Below are 14,704 nucleotides of genomic sequence, written 5' to 3'. Positions count from 1 at the left end.
CCGGGCGTGCGGGCCCGCCGCGTCACCAGTCGATGGGACGGGTGTTGCCCACCAGGCAGCCGCCCGACTGGAGCCCCGGCATCACCAGCGCGACGGGTTCCCCCGTGGCCGGTCCGACCTGGCCGATCAGGCACTCCTCGCCCCAGCGCACCGAGAACTGGATGCTCTCGGCGGCGTTGCCCACCGTCGTCTGGTCGGGGGTCACCTGCATGGCCGCCTTGTCGAAACCGGCGGCGGCGAGAGCGTCCACGTAGGCGCGGCCGGCAACCTGTTCCGGCCCCGCCCACACTTCGCGGACGATCTCCGTGAAGTACGGGAGGTTCTCGTCAGCGGTTCCCTCCGGAACGAGCGTCGGGCCAGCAGGTGTCGGCGCCGGACTCGACACGACCGGGTCCGGAGCGGGTGAGGCCGCGGGCGGCGCTTGCGCCGTGCAGCCCGTCGCGGCCCCTCCCACGATCACGACGGAGAGAGCAGCAAACAGACGCCGGTGCGCGAGCGATCTGGCCACCCGACGAGTCTATGGGGATCAGAACGGCGTCTCGTCGCCTCCGCCGGAGGCCCGGTCGGCCTCCACTCCGACACCGACGAGCTCGGGCGAAGCGGCGGGGATAGCCCACCCTGCGCCGTCGGTCACCGCCGGAGCCGGCGCGTCGGCCGGGCGATTCTGCTCCTCCGAGGGCCGTTCGCGTTCCCGGTCGCCCGCATCCGCTCGGCTGTATGCCGTCGTGCCCCACAGCAGGTCGTGTCCGATGGCGTCGGCGTCGATATCGGCTGAGGTCCCGTGGCGCGTGCCGTTGTCCCAGTCGCGCAGGCGCAGCCGGCCCGTCACGATAACGCGGTCACCGGAATGAAGAGACGCGTAAGCGTGCTCGCCGAGCCCGCGGAACGCCGACACCGTGAAGAAGTTGGTGAACTGCTCCACCCACTTGCCCGAGCTTCTGTCGTACCGGCGGTGCGGCGACGCGATCCGGAACGAAGTGACCCGCACTCCGTCTGAGATGTTGCGTTGCTCGGGCTCGGTGGCGATGTTGCCGGTGACGGTGATGATTTCGGTCATGTCGCATCCTTTCGTCGGATGCTCCGGTGTCCGCGTGCCCGTCGGACACCGGAGCTGCGACCATCGTCGCGGCGCCGTCTTCTCGCCGGGACAGCCTCGTGCGCTGCTGGGGAGAATTCGCCGGAGGACCCGCCTGGGGAGGAAGGTCAGCCCGGGAGGATGTAGTCGGCGAACCTCGCGCGGACCTTGTTCACCTTCGGGAGGGCGACGGCCAGACAGTAGCCCTGCGTGGGGTTCTTCGCGAAGAAGTCCTGGTGGTTGTCCTCGGCCCAGTAGAAGTCCCCGAGCGGCTCGATCGTCGTCACCACGCCGCCGTCCCACCACTGCGCGGCGCGGTCTCGCGCGGCCTCGAAGAGAACCCGTTGCTCCTGGTCAGCGGGGAACATCGCACTGCGATACTGCGTGCCGATGTCACCTCCCTGCCGGTTGAGCTGGCGAGGGTCGTGCATCGTGAAGAACGCGTCGAGGATGATGTCTGAGGGAACCACCTCGGGATCGAAGGAGACCGCCACCGCCTCCGCATGTCCCGTGCGGCCAGTGCAGACCTGCTCATAGGTGGGAGAAGGCACGTCACCCCCCGTGTAGCCCGACACGACAGCGGTCACTCCGCGGAGCGTCCGGTACGCGGCATCCAGGCACCAGAAGCAGCCGCCGGCCAGTACGAACGTGGTCATTTGCCCCTCCTCGGACTCGCTTCTCCACGTTACGCGTTGGACCGTTGCCCGTCCCGTCCGTCCCGCGGTGGGCGGCCTCGTCGGAATGTCGGAGGGGGTGCCTAGCGTGGAGACATGATCTGGACCGACACGCCCGAACTATCGGCACCGACGTGGGCGCGACTCAGCCGCGTCGCGCGCGGCCGGTGGCGGGTGACGGACCGCTCCGGACGGGTTGTCGGCCATGTGCACAGCATGCTGACCGACGGCGGATGGCGGTATGCCGCTGAGAAGTTCTCCGCCGGGTCACGGTCTTTCCGGCGGATCGGAGAGTTCTGGACTCCGGAGGAGGCATTGGACTGCCTCCGTTACCAGAACTGACCGTCAGACGACAGCGTCGAGGCGGTCGACGCGCGCAGCCGGAGACCCGGCGCGCACCTCCGGCCACGTCTCCCCCAGGATGCGGGCGGCCCGCACCAGGTCGTCGGGAGCGCCCGTGAACGGGATGCGCAGATGGCGGTCGTGACCGCCTTCGACAGCGAAGCGAGCACCGGCCGACAGGTACAGGCCGCGCGATCGGGCCGCGAGGACGAGCGCGGAGCTGAGCGGCGCATCCAACTCCACCCACAGCGCCACTCCGCCGTTGACCGTGGGAACGCGCCAATCGGGCAAGATCTCGGCCAGTGCGTCCGTCACCGCGTCACGCCCGGCGCGCAAGTGCGCCGCCCGTTGCGCCACGACTTCGTCCATCCGCGGAAGGAGCGCTGCGGCCACGGCCTGCTCGAATTCCGGCGTGCCGAGGTCGTGCATCGGGCGAGCGGCGATCAGGCGACGGATGATGTCGGCCGAGGCCCGCACCCATCCCACGCGCAGCCCGCCCCACACCGTCTTGCCCATCGACCCGATCCGCACGACGGTCTCGTCACCTCCGAATGGCTCGGTACGGTCGGGATCCGCGTCGATGGCGAGGTCGGCAGTGGTCTCGTCGATGACCACGAGCGTGCCTGCCCGCTCCGCCGCGGCGGAGAACACCGCGGCTTCGGAGGGGCTCATGGTCCGGCCCGTGGGGTTCTGGAATCTCGGCATGAGGTAGGCCATCACCGGGAGCGTGCGCGCGAACGCCTGCTCGGCTCGGTCGAGGTCCCATCCGTCGTCGGTGGTGACGGGGACGCCCACCAGCCGCGCGCCGGCGCGACGGAACGCGTCGGCGGCGTGCGGATAGGTCGGCGTTTCGATGAGGACACGGTCGGCCCGGCCGAGCATCACGGACGCCAGGAGATGGATCGCGCTCTGGGCGCCGCCGGTGATGAGAATCTCCTCCGGGCGGGTCGGGATGCCCCGCATCCGGTAGCGCGCGGCGACGGCCTCCCTCAGGGCCAGACCGCCGACCACGTCGAAGCCGGCTCGAGCGACGAGACTCGCGGCCTTCGCGGCCACCTCGGTGAACACTCCGGCGAGCCCCGGCCATGCCGGCGGCGACGCCCGCTGGAGGTCGATCGCGTCGGCCACCCCCGCGCGGATCCCCGGGTCGCGCCGCGCGAGTGGGAGCGTGACGCTGCCCGATCCCCGGAGGCTGCGGATGTGTTCGCTGTCACGGAGGCTGCGGTACGCCGCTGCCACCGTCGTCCGGCTGACACCGAGCGCGGCGGCCAGTTCCCGCTCCGCCGGCAGTGCGGTGTGCGCGGCCAGCCGATTGTCCAGGCAGAGCAGACGCACGGCGTCCGCCAGCGCTTCGTAGGCTGGCTCGCTGCTGCGCCATCCGCCGAGGGCGGCGGCCAGGGCGCGGGCCGAAAGACGAGAATCCATCAGGCCAGGCTAGCCGAATTGGCCTGCTATCCGCGGGCCACTGAGGTGATTGGATCTTGGTATGCCCCGTCGCGTGACGCAACTCCTGATCGGCCTCGCGCTGTACGGATTCGGCTGCGGCCTCACGGTTGCGGCCGGCCTCGGCGTCGATCCGTGGACGGTTCTGGCCGAGGGGCTGTCGTTGCACTCCGGGATCGGCGTGGGCTGGGTCACGAATCTCCTCGGCGCGGTCGTGCTCCTCGTCTGGATCCCTCTGCGCCAGCACCCGGGCATCGGCACCATCACGAACATCGCCCTCGTGGGCACGGCCATGCAGATCACCCTGGGCCTCATCCCCCCGCCGGGCAGCACCCTCGGGCGCGTCTCGATGCTCGCCGCGGGTGTGGTGTCCGTCGCGGTCGCGTCGGGCCTGTACATCGGCGCCCACTTCGGACCCGGACCACGCGACGGCCTGATGACCGGCCTTCACTCGCGGTTCGGCGCGCCGATCTGGCTCTGCCGCCTCTCGGTCGAGGGAACCGTCCTGGTGCTCGGCTGGTCGCTGGGCGGCACCGTCGGGATCGGCACCGTGGTGTTCGCGCTCAGCATCGGACCGCTGGTGCATATGGCCCTGCCGCTGTTCGACATCCGCACGCCTACCCACGGGACGTGTCCGGCACTGCAGACGCCGACGATCGCGCACCGCTGAGGCCGGTCTGCAGGTGGCGGGACCGACCGGGGTCAGTGCTCGCGGTACTCGGGCGGCTCGGCGCCGGGCTTGAGATGCGACTGCAGCGCCCGCTTGGCGATGTCCATCGACGGGTATGTGCCCAACGGGGCATCCTTCCCGGCCATCTGGACGGTGAAGGAGTCGGCGTCCTTCTGGATCTTGCCGACGGCACCGGCCGGTCCGTACGCCACCCACAGTCGGCGCGTGGTCGGTTCGGTCATCATCGCTTCCTTCCTGGTGCGCATGCGACGGTACGCCGCATCCCACCGCCGCACCAGTGCACGCGCGCCCGCGCATCGGTAACCTGGGGAGCCGACCCCCAGTAGCTCAGTGGATAGAGCAGCGGCCTTCTAATCCGTTTGTCGCACGTTCGAATCGTGCCTGGGGGACGCTGCGCACCCCGGTCGGCGGCCATCGTTAGGATGGTTGTCATGGTGGGGCCTTCCGAGAATGACCGCCTCGTGTGGATCGACTGCGAGATGACGGGACTCGACCTCTCCGTCGACGAACTCGTCGAGATCGCCGTCGTGGTGACAGATTTCGAACTGACCGTGCTCGACCCGGGGTTCCAGATCGTGATCAAACCGGACGAGTCCGCGCTGGCGAACATGAGTGAGTTCGTCACCAACATGCACCGCTCGTCGGGGCTTCTCGAGGAGATCCCGGCAGGGGTTTCCCTGGCGGATGCGGAATTCCAGGCACTCGAGTACATCCAGCGATTCGTGCCCGTGGAGGGAAAGGCACCGCTGGCGGGCAACACCATCGGCACCGATCGGATGTTCCTGGCCAAGTACATGCCGCGGGTCGACCGCTGGCTGCACTACCGCAACGTCGACGTGTCGAGCGTCAAGGAGCTGTCCCGCCGCTGGTTCCCGCGTGCGTACATCCACGCACCGGCCAAGAACGGCGGTCACCGCGCCCTCGCCGACATCCACGAGTCCATCCGTGAGCTGGCGTACTACCGCACCGCGGTCTTCGTTCCGGAGCCCGGACCGACGAGCGACGGCGCGCGCGCCGCGGCGGCAGCAGCGGTGTCGGCGTACCCCTTCTCGGTATGAGAGAATATTCTGGTTGTTCCGCAGCCGCGGAGCGCATGGTGGGTATAGCTCAGTTGGTAGAGCGCGGCCTTGTGGTGGCCGATGTCGCGGGTTCGAGCCCCGTTACTCACCCCAATACCTCCCGCGAGGGGCGATGACCGACCTCTCCGATCAGGCGGGCGGCCTCGGGGACATGGATGCCGAACGGTTCGAGCGGATCGTCATCGACGAACTCGACCGTCTTCCGGACGACATGGTCGGAGGACTCGACAACGTCGTATTCGTCGTGGAAGACCGGCCCGAGGACGGCTCTCTCGATCTGCTCGGCCTCTACGACGGCTGGTCGCTGACCGAGCGCGACCGTTACGGCAGCGCCGGGGAGCTTCCCGACCGCATCATCCTCTACCGGGAGTCGCACCTCGCCGCGTGCGCCTCGCTCGAGGACCTACGGGACGAGATCCATACGACGCTCGTCCACGAGATCGCCCACTTCTACGGCATCGACGATGCTCGACTGCACCAGCTGGGCTGGGCATGACCAGCACGCTCCTCGAGGACGACCTCCGGCTGGACGAGGCCTCCGCAGGCGACCGGCCGTGGCAGACCGTCGTCTGGAATGACCCGGTCAACCTGATGAGTTACGTCGTGCATGTCTTCCGTGAGTACTTCGGGTACTCCGTGGCCGAAGCGACCCGCCTGATGCTGGCCGTTCACCACGAAGGGCACGCCATCGTGGCAGAGGGTGCACGCGAGCAGATGGAACTGCACACCTCCGCCATGCACGATTACGGCCTGTGGGCCACCGTTCGAAAGGCGCCGGAATGAACGGCAACCGGCTGCTCGTGCTCGATCTGACCGCGGTGGAGGTCGCCCATCTCGCGGCGGTGACGGGTCAGTTCCTCGAGCTCGTCGACGAGGGCGAGGGCGCGGCATCCGAAGATCCTGCGGTGGCCCGCCTCGTCCCCGACGCGTACCCCGACGACGCATCGTCGTCCGCAGATTTCCGTCGGCTGACCTCGGGTGATCTGCTGGGGCGCCGTGCGAGCGACGCGCGGACGGTTCTCGACACGCTCGCGCAGTCCGGCCCGATCCCACTCGTGTCCGACCTGGACGAACGACGCGCGATGCAGCCCGTGCGGGTCACCCTCGATTCCGGCGAGGCTTCTGCGTGGCTGCGCACCCTCGCGGCCGTACGGCTCGTCCTCGCCTCCCGCATGGGTATCGAGGACGAGGACGACGACCCGAGCGACGACCCCCGGTCGCTGTTGTACGACTGGCTCGGCTCCCGCCTGGACGGTCTCGTGATGGCGCTCGACGCGGACTGAGGCCCGCGCACCCGGAATAGGGCCCGCTGGCACCCGCGCGTAAGCTCGATCGTTATGGCCACCGGCGCGACAATGCACACCTTCTCGGTACAGCTGGCCGACGTGGACCGCGCCGTTTACGAGGACTTCGCACTCCGGGTGGCGCGTCACCCCTCCGAGACCGCCGCCTACATGATGACGCGCGTGCTGGCGTACTGCCTCGAATTCGAGGACGGAATCGCCTTCAGTGAGGGCATCTCCTCGACGGACGAGCCCGCCGTGCTCGTCCGCGACGCGACGGGGAGCATCATCGCGTGGGTCGAGGTGGGGTCCCCGGACGCCGCGCGCCTGCACTACGGAAGCAAGCTCGCCGACCGTACCCGTGTGTACACGCATCGCGATCCCACCACCGTCGCCGCGCAGTGGACCGGCAAACGCATCCATCGCGCCGAAGACATCGCGCTCTACAGCTTCGATCCGAGCTTCGTGGATGCTGCCGCGGCCCTCCTCGAGCGTCGCAACACCATGACGTTGTCCATCACAGAGCGCCGGATCTACCTGGACCTGAACGGCTCGACGCTCGAGTCCGCCGTCCACGAGCACGCCCTCGTCTAGCGCGCGGTCGCGGGCGGTCAGGGCAGTCTGATGGTCACAGTGGCGTGCGACTTCGGGTCGTCGGCCGTCAGATGCACGTCCTCCTGCGCGGCCCACCGCTCCCAGTGCGGCCGGTAGCCATCCCCATCGCGTGCCAGCGCTCGCGTGCGGCGCGCGTCGGCGGGTGCGTCCAGCCAGACCCGAACGTCGCCCAGGGGGGCGGTACGTGGGGCGAGCAGCCCCGAGCCTTCCACGATGAGCGGCAGTGACGGGTCGACCGCGTGCGCTTCGGCGCGGTCCGAGGCGTCCCAGTCCCAGCGTTGCCACACCCCGATGAGGCCCCTCGCGTGCGGGACCAGGATGGTGGTGCGGGCGTAGTCGACCCCGTCGGCGAGCCCGTCCCAGCCGGGGTAGACGGCGTCCAGGGCGACGAGTTGCACACGGCCGCGCTGCGGCCAGCGGCCCACCAGAAGGCGGGCCAGCGACGTCTTGCCCGCGCCGCTCCGCCCGTCGATGAGCACCACCGCGTTGGCGGCTGCGACGCCGCGCACAGCGTCGACGACCGCGTCGACCGCGGTGTCCAGGGCGCGTGCGAACGGGTCGGGGTTACTTCTTGAGAGCCCGGATGACACGGCTGAGCGCGCGGCCGGCGACCCACACGAAGGGGATCGCCACCGCGAGGAACGATACGACGTTCGGCTCGAAGCGCAGGTCGTCGCCACGGCGGACGTACGCGCCGATGGGCACGGTGTAGCCGCCGCCGCCGCCTCCGCCGTTGCCGTTCTCGTCCTCGCCGCCGCCGAACCCGCTCCACGTGAGGGCTACGGGCACGAGCCGCACGCCATCGACGTCCTGCTGCTCTCCGTACGCGGCGGTGACGCCGAACTGTGCGGCCTGGTTGCCGAGGTCGAGTGCGATGTTGGGCATGCCTCCACCGTACCGCCCGACGAACCGTCTGCCCAGCGTCAGTCTCCGCCGGGCGGGAGGGGATGCGACGGCAGGGAGCCGCCGTCACGACGCGGGCCGAGCAGGGCTGCGCGGGTGACCGCGCCGCGGCCGAAGCGCGCCGTCGCGTCGTCGAGCGCGTCTTCGACGGCCCGCCATTCCTCGTCGTCATCCCACAGGCCGAGCGGACCGGCGGCCGAGCGCAGCTTCTCTCCCCGCACGCCTACCAGCCGGACCGGCAGCGGGCGCGGGATCGCATCGAACATCTCGATCGCAGCCTCGCCGATGCGTTGCCCGACAGCGGTCGGCTCGGCGAGGGTGCGCGATCGGCTCAGCGTCGTGAAATCGGAGAACCGCACCTTGATCGCCACCGTCGAGGTCTCCACGCCGTGGCGTCGAAGCCGAGCGCCCACACGGTCGGCCAGCCGGCGGAGCTCCACATGCAGGACGCGCGTGTCGGCGATGTCCTCGGAGAACGTCTCCTCGTGGCCGATGCTCTTCTCGACGCGTTCGGTGTGCACCTCACGCGCGTCGATCCCGTGGGAAAGCTGCCACACCCGCTCCCCCATCGCGGGGCCGAGGGCCCGGTCCAGGAGCGGGCGCGAGGAGGCCAGGACGTCGGCCACCGTCCGGATGCCCCGCGACTCGAGAGCATCGGCCGCCTTGGGGCCCACCCCCCAGAGTGCCCGCACGGGCCGCGCGGCCAGGAACGCCTGCGTATCGGCTTCGGCGATGATGAGGACGCCGTCGGGCTTGCTGATGGTGGAGGCGATCTTCGCCACGTGCTTGGTGGACGCCGCTCCCACGCTGCAGGTGAGCCCGGTCTCCTCGAGGACCCGGGCGCGCAGCATCCGCGCGATCTCCCCGGGACTCCCCCACAGCCGGCGGGCACCGCGCACGTCGAGGAACGCCTCGTCGATGGAGAGGGGCTCCACGAGCGGGGTGAAGTCGCGGAAGATGGCCATCACGCGGCTGGACAGCTCGGTGTACCGATCGAAGTGCGGCGGAACGACGGTGGCGGTGGGACAGAGCCGCAGGGCCTGCGAGACCGGCATCGCCGAGCGGACGCCGAACCGTCGGGCTTCGTACGAGGCGCTGGAGACGACGCCGCGTCCCTCCGGGGCTCCGACGATGATCGGCTTGCCGCGCAGCGACGGATCGTCGAGGATCTCGACCGACGCGTAGAACGCATCCATGTCGACGTGCAGGATCCCCGCGCCGGTGTCGTCGGCACCCGCGGCGGAGACGATGCGCCCCGATCCATCGCCGCGTCCCATGTGATCTATTCTCCCGTGGAGCGCCGACATCCAGCGACGGCCCCACGACGAAAACGCCCGGACCAGGACCCGGCGACTCCGGATGCTCCTGATTCGGGCGTTTCGCCTGATTCGGCTTACTCGGCGGCGCGCTCGAGGACGAGTTCGCGCACGCGCGCCGCGTCCGCCTGGCCCCGCATGGCCTTCATGACCGCGCCGATCACGGCCCCGGCTGCCTGAACCTTGCCGTCGCGGATCTTCGCCAGCACGTCGGGCTGGGCTGCCAGGGCCTCGTCGATGGCTGCCAGGAGCGCGCCGTCGTCGGACACGACCGCAAGGCCGCGCGCATCCACGACCTCCTGCGGGGTGCCCTCCCCGGCGATGACGCCCTCGAGCACCTGGCGGGCGAGCTTGTCGGTCAGCGTGCCCGCGTCGACGAGCTTCTGGAGGGCGGCGACGTTCTCCGGCGAGACGAGGTCGGTCGCCTCACGGTTCTGGGCGTTCGCGATGCGGCTGATCTCACTCATCCACCACTTGCGCGCCGCGGCGGGCGACGCGCCGGCAGCCACCGTGGCACCGACCTCCGCGAGCAGGCCCGCGTTGACGACGCCCTGGAAGTCGATGTCGGCGAAGCCCCACTCGCCCTGCAAGCGGCGGCGGCGGGCGGCCGGCGGCTCGGGCAGGGCCGCGCGGAGTTCTTCGATGAGCTCCTCGGAAGGAGCGACGGGAAGCAGGTCGGGCTCGGGGAAGTACCGGTAGTCATCGGCGTCCGACTTGGGCCGGCCGGGCGACGTGGTGCCGGTGTCCTCGTGCCAGTGACGGGTCTCCTGGATGATCGTGCCTCCGGCGGCGAGGATCGCCGCCTGGCGCTGGATCTCGTACCGCACCGCGCGCTCGACCGATCGCATCGAGTTGACGTTCTTCGTCTCCGTGCGCGTGCCGAGCTTCTCCTGCCCGCGCGGACGCAGGGAGACGTTCGCGTCGCAGCGCAGGTTTCCCCTCTCCAGCCGGGCCTCGGAGATGCCGAGGGACAGGACGATGTCGCGGATGGTCTGCACGTACGCCTTCGCCAGTTCCGGGGCCGAGTGCTCGGCGCCGAAGATCGGCTTGGTGACGATCTCCACGAGCGGCACACCCGCACGGTTGTAGTCCACGAGGGAGTACTCCGCGCCCTGGATCCGACCGGTCGAGCCGCCCACGTGGGTCAGCTTGCCCGCATCCTCCTCCATATGGGCGCGCTCGATCGGCACGGTCACGAGGGTGCCGTCGGGCAGCTCCACTTCGACGGAGCCCTCGAAGGCGATGGGCTCGTCGTACTGCGAGATCTGGTAGTTCTTGCCGAGGTCGGGATAGAAGTAGTTCTTCCGCGCGAAGCGGCTGGAGGGAGCGATCGAGCATCCCAGCGCGAGCCCGAGCGAGATCGAGAACCGCACCGCCTGCTCGTTGACCACCGGCAGCGCACCGGGGAGTCCCATGTCCACCGGTGCGACGAGGGTGTTGGGAGCGGCGTCGTGGTTGTCGGAGTGGGCGGGGTTCGGCGCTCCGGAGAACATCTTCGTGCGCGTGTTCAGTTCGACGTGCACCTCGAAGCCGAGCACGGGCTCGAACAGCTCCAGTGCCTCATCGAAGCCCATCAGCGTGTCTTTCGCCATCAGCGGCTCCCTCCGTTCGGTCCCTGAGCTTGTGGAAGGGCAGGTGCGCGGTCCAGCAGCGGACCGCCCCACTCCTCCACGAGCAGCGTCTCCAGAGCGGCGCCCACGCGGTACAGGCGGGCATCCTCCCGCGCCGGAGCGAGGAACTGGATGCCGACGGGCAGCCCGTCCTCCGCGGCCAGGCCGGAGGGGATCGAGATCCCCGGCACACCGGCGAGGTTCGCCGGGATGGTCGTGACGTCGTTGAGGTACATCTGCAGCGGGTCATCGATCTTCTCGCCGAAGCGGAAGGCCGTCGTCGGCGCCGAGGGCGTCGCGATGACGTCCACCTGCGCGAAGGCGGCGTCGAAGTCGGCCTGGATGAGGGTGCGCACCTTCTGGGCGCTGCCGTAGTACGCGTCGTAGTATCCGGCCGACAGCGCGTAGGTGCCCAGGATGATGCGGCGCTTGACCTCGTCGCCGAAGCCCGCGTCGCGGGTGGCGGCCATGACCTCCTCCACGGTGGCAGCGGCGTGCGGGGTGACCCGCATCCCGAACCGCACCGAGTCGAACTTCGCCAGGTTGCTGGAGGCCTCCGCCGGGAGGATCAGGTAGTACGCCGCGACGCCGTACTCGAAGTGCGGCGCGTTGACCTCGACGATCTCGGCACCCTGGGCCTCCATCGCCGCGAGCGCATCGCGGAACGACGACGCCACGCCCGCCTGGAAGCCGCTGTCGGGGAGTTCGCGGATGACACCGACCTTCAGTCCCTTCAGGACCTCCCCGGTGGCGCCGTCGCGCGCGGCGTCGGCGAACGACGGCCATGCGTCGGTCAGCGAGGTGGCGTCATGCGGATCGTGTCCGGCGATGACGTCGTGCAGGAGCCCCGCGTCCAGCACCGTGCGCGTGACCGGCCCGACCTGGTCCAGGCTCGAGGCCAGCGCGATGGCGCCGTAGCGGCTGACGCCGCCGTAGGTCGGCTTCATCCCGACCGTGCCGGTGACGTGTGCGGGTTGGCGGATGGAGCCGCCCGTGTCGGAGCCGAGGGCCAGCGGCGCCTCGAACGCGGCCACCGCCGCCGCCGATCCGCCGCCGGAGCCGCCGGGGATCCGGTCGCGGTCCCACGGGTTGCGCGTCGGACCGTAGGCGGAGTGCTCGGTGGAGGACCCCATCGCGAACTCGTCCATGTTCGTCTTGCCCAGCGGCACGAGGCCGGCCGCGCGAGAGCGCGCAACGACCGTCGCATCGTACGGCGAGAGGTACCCCTCGAGGATCTTCGAGCCGCTCGTGGAGGGCATGTCGGTCGTGACCAGCACGTCCTTGATGGCCAGCGGCACGCCCGCGATCGGGCCGAGCTCCTCGCCGGCCGCGCGACGGCGGTCGATGTCGGCGGCTACGTCGAGAGCTCGGGCGTTGACATGCAGGAAGGCGTGCAGGTCGCCGTCGACGGCGGCGATCCGGTCGAGGTGCGCCTGCGTGGCCTCCACGCTGGAGACCTCCCCCGCGGACAGGCGCGCGGCGAGGTCGGACGCGCTCAGGCGCGTGAGGTCGTCGGTCACTGCTCCTCCCCCAGGATCGCGGTCACGCGGAAGCGGTTATCCGCCGCATCCGGGGCGTTCTGCAGTACCTCGTCCAGGCTCAGCACGTCGCTCGGCACGTCGGTGCGGAACACGTTCTGCAGCGGGATCGGGTGACTGGTCGCCACGACGTCGGGGGTGGCGACCTCCGACACCTTCGCGATGTTGTCGACGATCACGTCGAGCTGACCGGTGAGACGCTCGACCTCCTCGTCGCTGAGCTGGATCCGGGCGAGCACACCGAGGTGGCGCACGAGATCGGGGGTGATTTCAGACACCCCTCCAGTCTAGGTTCTGTGCGCGATGGGCCACATTCGCCCGCACCCGCCCGCCGGCGCCGTCGCTGACCCTCCGCTCGAACGAAATAGGGTGGCGAGATGACCACGTACGACCCGCCCCGGCCCTGGATTCGCAGCTACGCCGACGGTGTACCCGAAGACCTCGACCCGGTCTCCGGATCGCTCGGCGACATCGTGGCAGCGTCCGCGCGCGACTACCCGGATGCCCCGGCTCTCGAGTTCTTCGGACGAACCACGTCGTACCGCGAACTCGAGGAGCAGATCGCGCGTGCGGCCGCCGGCCTCCGTGCCCAGGGCGTGCACGCGGGCGATCCGGTGGCGATCGTGCTGCCGAACTGCCCTCAGCACATCGTGGCGTTCTACGCGATCCTGCGGCTGGGCGCCGTCGCCGTGGAGCACAACCCGCTCTACACCGCGCGCGAGCTCCGCAAGCAGTTCGAGGACCACGGTGCCAAGCACGCGATCGTGTGGAGCAAAGTGGTCGGCACGGTTCAGGAATTCCCCGAGGACCTGCGCGTCGACACGCTCGTATCCATCGACGTGACGCGTGCCATGCCGTTTCGCACGCGTGCCGCGTTGCGCCTCCCCGTGGCGCGGGCCCGCGAATCGCGGGCCGCTCTCCACGCGAAGGTCTCCGGGACCATGACGTGGGAAGACCTGCTGCGCGCGGATCCGCTCCCGGCGAGCTACCCGCAGCCGGCGACCGACGACCTCGCGATCATCCAGTACACCAGCGGCACCACGGGCACGCCCAAGGGCGCCGCACTGACCCACCGCAACCTGCTCGCCAATGCCGCCCAGGCGCGGGCGTGGGTGCCGTCGATCCGTCGCGGTGAGGGATGCGTCGTGTACGCGGTACTGCCCATGTTCCACGCGTACGGCCTGACCCTGTGCCTGACGTTCGCCATGTCGATGGGCGCGCGACTGGTGCTGTTCCCGCGGTTCGACCCCGATCTCGTGCTCGCCGTGACGAAGAAGCATCCGGCGACGTTCCTGCCGCTGGTCCCTCCGATCGCCGAGCGCCTTCTGAACGCGTCGCGGGAGAAGGGGATCCCGATCACCGGCACCGGGATCGCCATCTCGGGAGCGATGGCTCTGCCCCACGAACTGGTCGTGCCGTTCGAGGATGCCTCCGGCGGCTACCTCGTCGAGGGGTATGGCCTCAGCGAGTGCTCGCCCGTGCTCATGGCCAATCCCGTCGCCGACAACCGCAAGCCCGGAACGGTCGGGCTCCCGATTCCCGGCACCGAATGCCGCGTCGTGGACCCGGATGACCCGCGGGTGGACGTGACCCCCGGGGAACGGGGCGAACTCCTGGTGCGCGGCCCGCAGGTGTTCAGCGGCTACTACGGCAGACCCGAGGAGACGGAAGCCGTCTTCGTCGACGGCTGGTTCCGCACCGGCGACATCGTAACGATCGACGACGACGGGTTCGTGCGGGTCGTCGACCGGATCAAGGAGCTCATCATCACCGGCGGATTCAACGTCGCCCCGACAGAGGTCGAGAACGTCCTGCGCCAGCATCCGCGGGTCGCGGACGTCGCCGTCGTCGGGTTACCGAACGAGCACTCCGGCGAAGAGGTGGTCGCCGCGATCGTTCCGGACGGCGATGACGACGTGGACGTCGAGCAGATCCGCGAGTTCGCGCGGAGCGTCCTGACCGCCTACAAGGTGCCACGGCGCATCTTCCTCGTGGACGAACTCCCCCGCTCGCTCATCGGCAAGGTGCTTCGCCGTCAGGTCCGCGACCGTCTCCTCACCCTCTCCTCGGGTCGCTGACGGGCGACGCAGGGTCGACGCCGCTTGTAGGATCTCGCGGACACGCTCGTGCCGGTC

General features: G+C 69.9%; 18 protein-coding genes, 2 tRNA genes and 1 pseudogene. 10 read left to right on the top strand and 11 right to left on the bottom strand.

The window, feature by feature from the left end:
* Positions 1-22: 22 nt before the first annotated feature.
* From AC4FS1_RS03135 to msrA, 3 genes and pseudogenes are all read right to left on the bottom strand, one after another.
* A complete protein-coding gene (locus AC4FS1_RS03135; protein ID WP_491152557.1) occupies positions 23-508 on the bottom strand; it encodes a DUF6993 domain-containing protein in 486 nt (161 codons plus the stop codon).
* A 198-nt stretch (positions 509-706) separates the two neighbouring features.
* Positions 707-1,057 (bottom strand): annotated as a pseudogene (ssb, locus tag AC4FS1_RS03130) (single-stranded DNA-binding protein); the annotation flags it as partial.
* Positions 1,058-1,203: 146 nt separating this feature from the next.
* Positions 1,204-1,731, bottom strand: coding sequence for a peptide-methionine (S)-S-oxide reductase MsrA (gene msrA / locus AC4FS1_RS03125; protein WP_491152555.1), 528 nt, complete (start codon positions 1,729-1,731; stop codon positions 1,204-1,206).
* Positions 1,732-1,845: 114 nt separating this feature from the next.
* Here msrA and AC4FS1_RS03120 point away from each other — a divergent pair, with 114 nt between their 5' ends.
* Positions 1,846-2,091, top strand: coding sequence for a hypothetical protein (locus AC4FS1_RS03120; protein WP_491152554.1), 246 nt, complete (start codon positions 1,846-1,848; stop codon positions 2,089-2,091).
* Positions 2,092-2,094: 3 nt separating this feature from the next.
* Here the strand turns inward: AC4FS1_RS03120 and yczR are convergent, their stop codons facing one another.
* Positions 2,095-3,516, bottom strand: coding sequence for a MocR-like transcription factor YczR (yczR, locus tag AC4FS1_RS03115; RefSeq protein ID WP_491152552.1), 1,422 nt, complete (start codon positions 3,514-3,516; stop codon positions 2,095-2,097).
* A gap of 61 nt (positions 3,517-3,577) precedes the next feature.
* Between yczR and yczE the strand changes: the two genes are divergently transcribed.
* Positions 3,578-4,204, top strand: a complete 627-nt coding sequence (gene yczE, locus AC4FS1_RS03110) for a membrane protein YczE (protein WP_491152551.1) — start codon at positions 3,578-3,580, stop codon at positions 4,202-4,204.
* Positions 4,205-4,236: 32 nt separating this feature from the next.
* Here the strand turns inward: yczE and AC4FS1_RS03105 are convergent, their stop codons facing one another.
* Positions 4,237-4,446, bottom strand: coding sequence for a methyltransferase (locus AC4FS1_RS03105; RefSeq protein ID WP_491152549.1), 210 nt, complete (start codon positions 4,444-4,446; stop codon positions 4,237-4,239).
* Positions 4,447-4,541: 95 nt separating this feature from the next.
* Here AC4FS1_RS03105 and AC4FS1_RS03100 point away from each other — a divergent pair.
* The 7 genes from AC4FS1_RS03100 (at position 4,542) to AC4FS1_RS03070 (ending at position 7,181) form a co-directional block, all read left to right on the top strand.
* Positions 4,542-4,614 (top strand) — tRNA-Arg (locus AC4FS1_RS03100).
* Between the two features lie 42 nt (positions 4,615-4,656).
* A complete protein-coding gene (gene orn, locus AC4FS1_RS03095; protein WP_491152547.1) occupies positions 4,657-5,283 on the top strand; it encodes an oligoribonuclease in 627 nt (208 codons plus the stop codon).
* Positions 5,284-5,321: 38 nt separating this feature from the next.
* Positions 5,322-5,397 (top strand) — tRNA-His (locus AC4FS1_RS03090).
* A gap of 19 nt (positions 5,398-5,416) precedes the next feature.
* On the top strand, positions 5,417-5,800 hold the full coding sequence (locus tag AC4FS1_RS03085) for a metallopeptidase family protein (RefSeq protein ID WP_491152546.1): 384 nt from the start codon (positions 5,417-5,419) through the stop codon (positions 5,798-5,800).
* A complete protein-coding gene (clpS, locus tag AC4FS1_RS03080) occupies positions 5,797-6,087 on the top strand; it encodes an ATP-dependent Clp protease adapter ClpS (RefSeq protein ID WP_491152543.1) in 291 nt (96 codons plus the stop codon). The genes AC4FS1_RS03085 and clpS overlap by 4 nt, the downstream gene beginning before the upstream one ends.
* Positions 6,084-6,587 carry a DUF2017 family protein gene (locus tag AC4FS1_RS03075; RefSeq protein ID WP_491152541.1) on the top strand — a complete coding sequence of 168 codons (504 nt, stop codon included), beginning with the start codon at positions 6,084-6,086 and terminating at the stop codon, positions 6,585-6,587. Before clpS ends, AC4FS1_RS03075 begins: the two co-directional genes overlap by 4 nt.
* Positions 6,588-6,641: 54 nt before the next feature.
* Positions 6,642-7,181, top strand: coding sequence for a YaeQ family protein (locus tag AC4FS1_RS03070; RefSeq protein WP_491152539.1), 540 nt, complete (start codon positions 6,642-6,644; stop codon positions 7,179-7,181).
* 17 nt (positions 7,182-7,198) lie between these two features.
* Here the strand turns inward: AC4FS1_RS03070 and AC4FS1_RS03065 are convergent, their stop codons facing one another.
* The 6 genes from AC4FS1_RS03065 to gatC form a co-directional block, all read right to left on the bottom strand.
* Positions 7,199-7,792, bottom strand: a complete 594-nt coding sequence (locus tag AC4FS1_RS03065) for a nucleoside/nucleotide kinase family protein (protein ID WP_491152537.1) — start codon at positions 7,790-7,792, stop codon at positions 7,199-7,201.
* Positions 7,767-8,087 carry a hypothetical protein gene (locus AC4FS1_RS03060; protein ID WP_491152536.1) on the bottom strand — a complete coding sequence of 107 codons (321 nt, stop codon included), beginning with the start codon at positions 8,085-8,087 and terminating at the stop codon, positions 7,767-7,769. The genes AC4FS1_RS03065 and AC4FS1_RS03060 overlap by 26 nt, the downstream gene beginning before the upstream one ends.
* Positions 8,088-8,125: 38 nt before the next feature.
* The gene (locus AC4FS1_RS03055; protein WP_491152533.1) at positions 8,126-9,382 is read right to left on the bottom strand and encodes a DNA polymerase IV; all 1,257 of its coding nucleotides are present in this window, start codon (positions 9,380-9,382) and stop codon (positions 8,126-8,128) included.
* Positions 9,383-9,498: 116 nt separating this feature from the next.
* A complete protein-coding gene (gene gatB / locus AC4FS1_RS03050) occupies positions 9,499-11,013 on the bottom strand; it encodes an Asp-tRNA(Asn)/Glu-tRNA(Gln) amidotransferase subunit GatB (protein ID WP_491152531.1) in 1,515 nt (504 codons plus the stop codon).
* A complete protein-coding gene (gene gatA / locus AC4FS1_RS03045; protein ID WP_491152529.1) occupies positions 11,013-12,551 on the bottom strand; it encodes an Asp-tRNA(Asn)/Glu-tRNA(Gln) amidotransferase subunit GatA in 1,539 nt (512 codons plus the stop codon). Before gatA ends, gatB begins: the two co-directional genes overlap by 1 nt.
* Entirely contained in the window at positions 12,548-12,847 is a 300-nt protein-coding gene (gene gatC, locus AC4FS1_RS03040; RefSeq protein WP_484509068.1) for an Asp-tRNA(Asn)/Glu-tRNA(Gln) amidotransferase subunit GatC, read from the bottom strand. Before gatC ends, gatA begins: the two co-directional genes overlap by 4 nt.
* 99 nt (positions 12,848-12,946) lie before the next feature.
* Between gatC and AC4FS1_RS03035 the strand changes: the two genes are divergently transcribed.
* Positions 12,947-14,647 carry a long-chain-fatty-acid--CoA ligase gene (locus AC4FS1_RS03035; protein ID WP_491152528.1) on the top strand — a complete coding sequence of 567 codons (1,701 nt, stop codon included), beginning with the start codon at positions 12,947-12,949 and terminating at the stop codon, positions 14,645-14,647.
* Positions 14,648-14,704: the final 57 nt, after the last annotated feature.

Source organism: Microbacterium sp. Z12_35 (assembly GCF_058310475.1).
Note: the sequence above shows the minus strand (reverse complement) of the source record. Positions and strands in the feature narration are given on the sequence as shown.

Excerpts from the sequence above, each read along its gene's own strand:
- msrA (WP_491152555.1), bottom strand. The coding sequence starts at position 1,731 with ATGACCACGTTCGTACTGGCCGGCGGCTGCTTCTGGTGCCTGGATGCC.
- AC4FS1_RS03120 (WP_491152554.1), top strand. The coding sequence starts at position 1,846 with ATGATCTGGACCGACACGCCCGAACTATCGGCACCGACGTGGGCGCGA.
- yczR (WP_491152552.1), bottom strand. The coding sequence starts at position 3,516 with ATGGATTCTCGTCTTTCGGCCCGCGCCCTGGCCGCCGCCCTCGGCGGA.
- yczE (WP_491152551.1), top strand. The coding sequence starts at position 3,578 with ATGCCCCGTCGCGTGACGCAACTCCTGATCGGCCTCGCGCTGTACGGA.
- AC4FS1_RS03105 (WP_491152549.1), bottom strand. The coding sequence starts at position 4,446 with ATGACCGAACCGACCACGCGCCGACTGTGGGTGGCGTACGGACCGGCC.
- orn (WP_491152547.1), top strand. The coding sequence starts at position 4,657 with ATGGTGGGGCCTTCCGAGAATGACCGCCTCGTGTGGATCGACTGCGAG.
- AC4FS1_RS03085 (WP_491152546.1), top strand. The coding sequence starts at position 5,417 with ATGACCGACCTCTCCGATCAGGCGGGCGGCCTCGGGGACATGGATGCC.
- clpS (WP_491152543.1), top strand. The coding sequence starts at position 5,797 with ATGACCAGCACGCTCCTCGAGGACGACCTCCGGCTGGACGAGGCCTCC.
- AC4FS1_RS03075 (WP_491152541.1), top strand. The coding sequence starts at position 6,084 with ATGAACGGCAACCGGCTGCTCGTGCTCGATCTGACCGCGGTGGAGGTC.
- AC4FS1_RS03070 (WP_491152539.1), top strand. The coding sequence starts at position 6,642 with ATGGCCACCGGCGCGACAATGCACACCTTCTCGGTACAGCTGGCCGAC.
- AC4FS1_RS03060 (WP_491152536.1), bottom strand. The coding sequence starts at position 8,087 with ATGCCCAACATCGCACTCGACCTCGGCAACCAGGCCGCACAGTTCGGC.
- AC4FS1_RS03055 (WP_491152533.1), bottom strand. The coding sequence starts at position 9,382 with ATGGGACGCGGCGATGGATCGGGGCGCATCGTCTCCGCCGCGGGTGCC.
- gatB (WP_491152531.1), bottom strand. The coding sequence starts at position 11,013 with ATGGCGAAAGACACGCTGATGGGCTTCGATGAGGCACTGGAGCTGTTC.
- AC4FS1_RS03035 (WP_491152528.1), top strand. The coding sequence starts at position 12,947 with ATGACCACGTACGACCCGCCCCGGCCCTGGATTCGCAGCTACGCCGAC.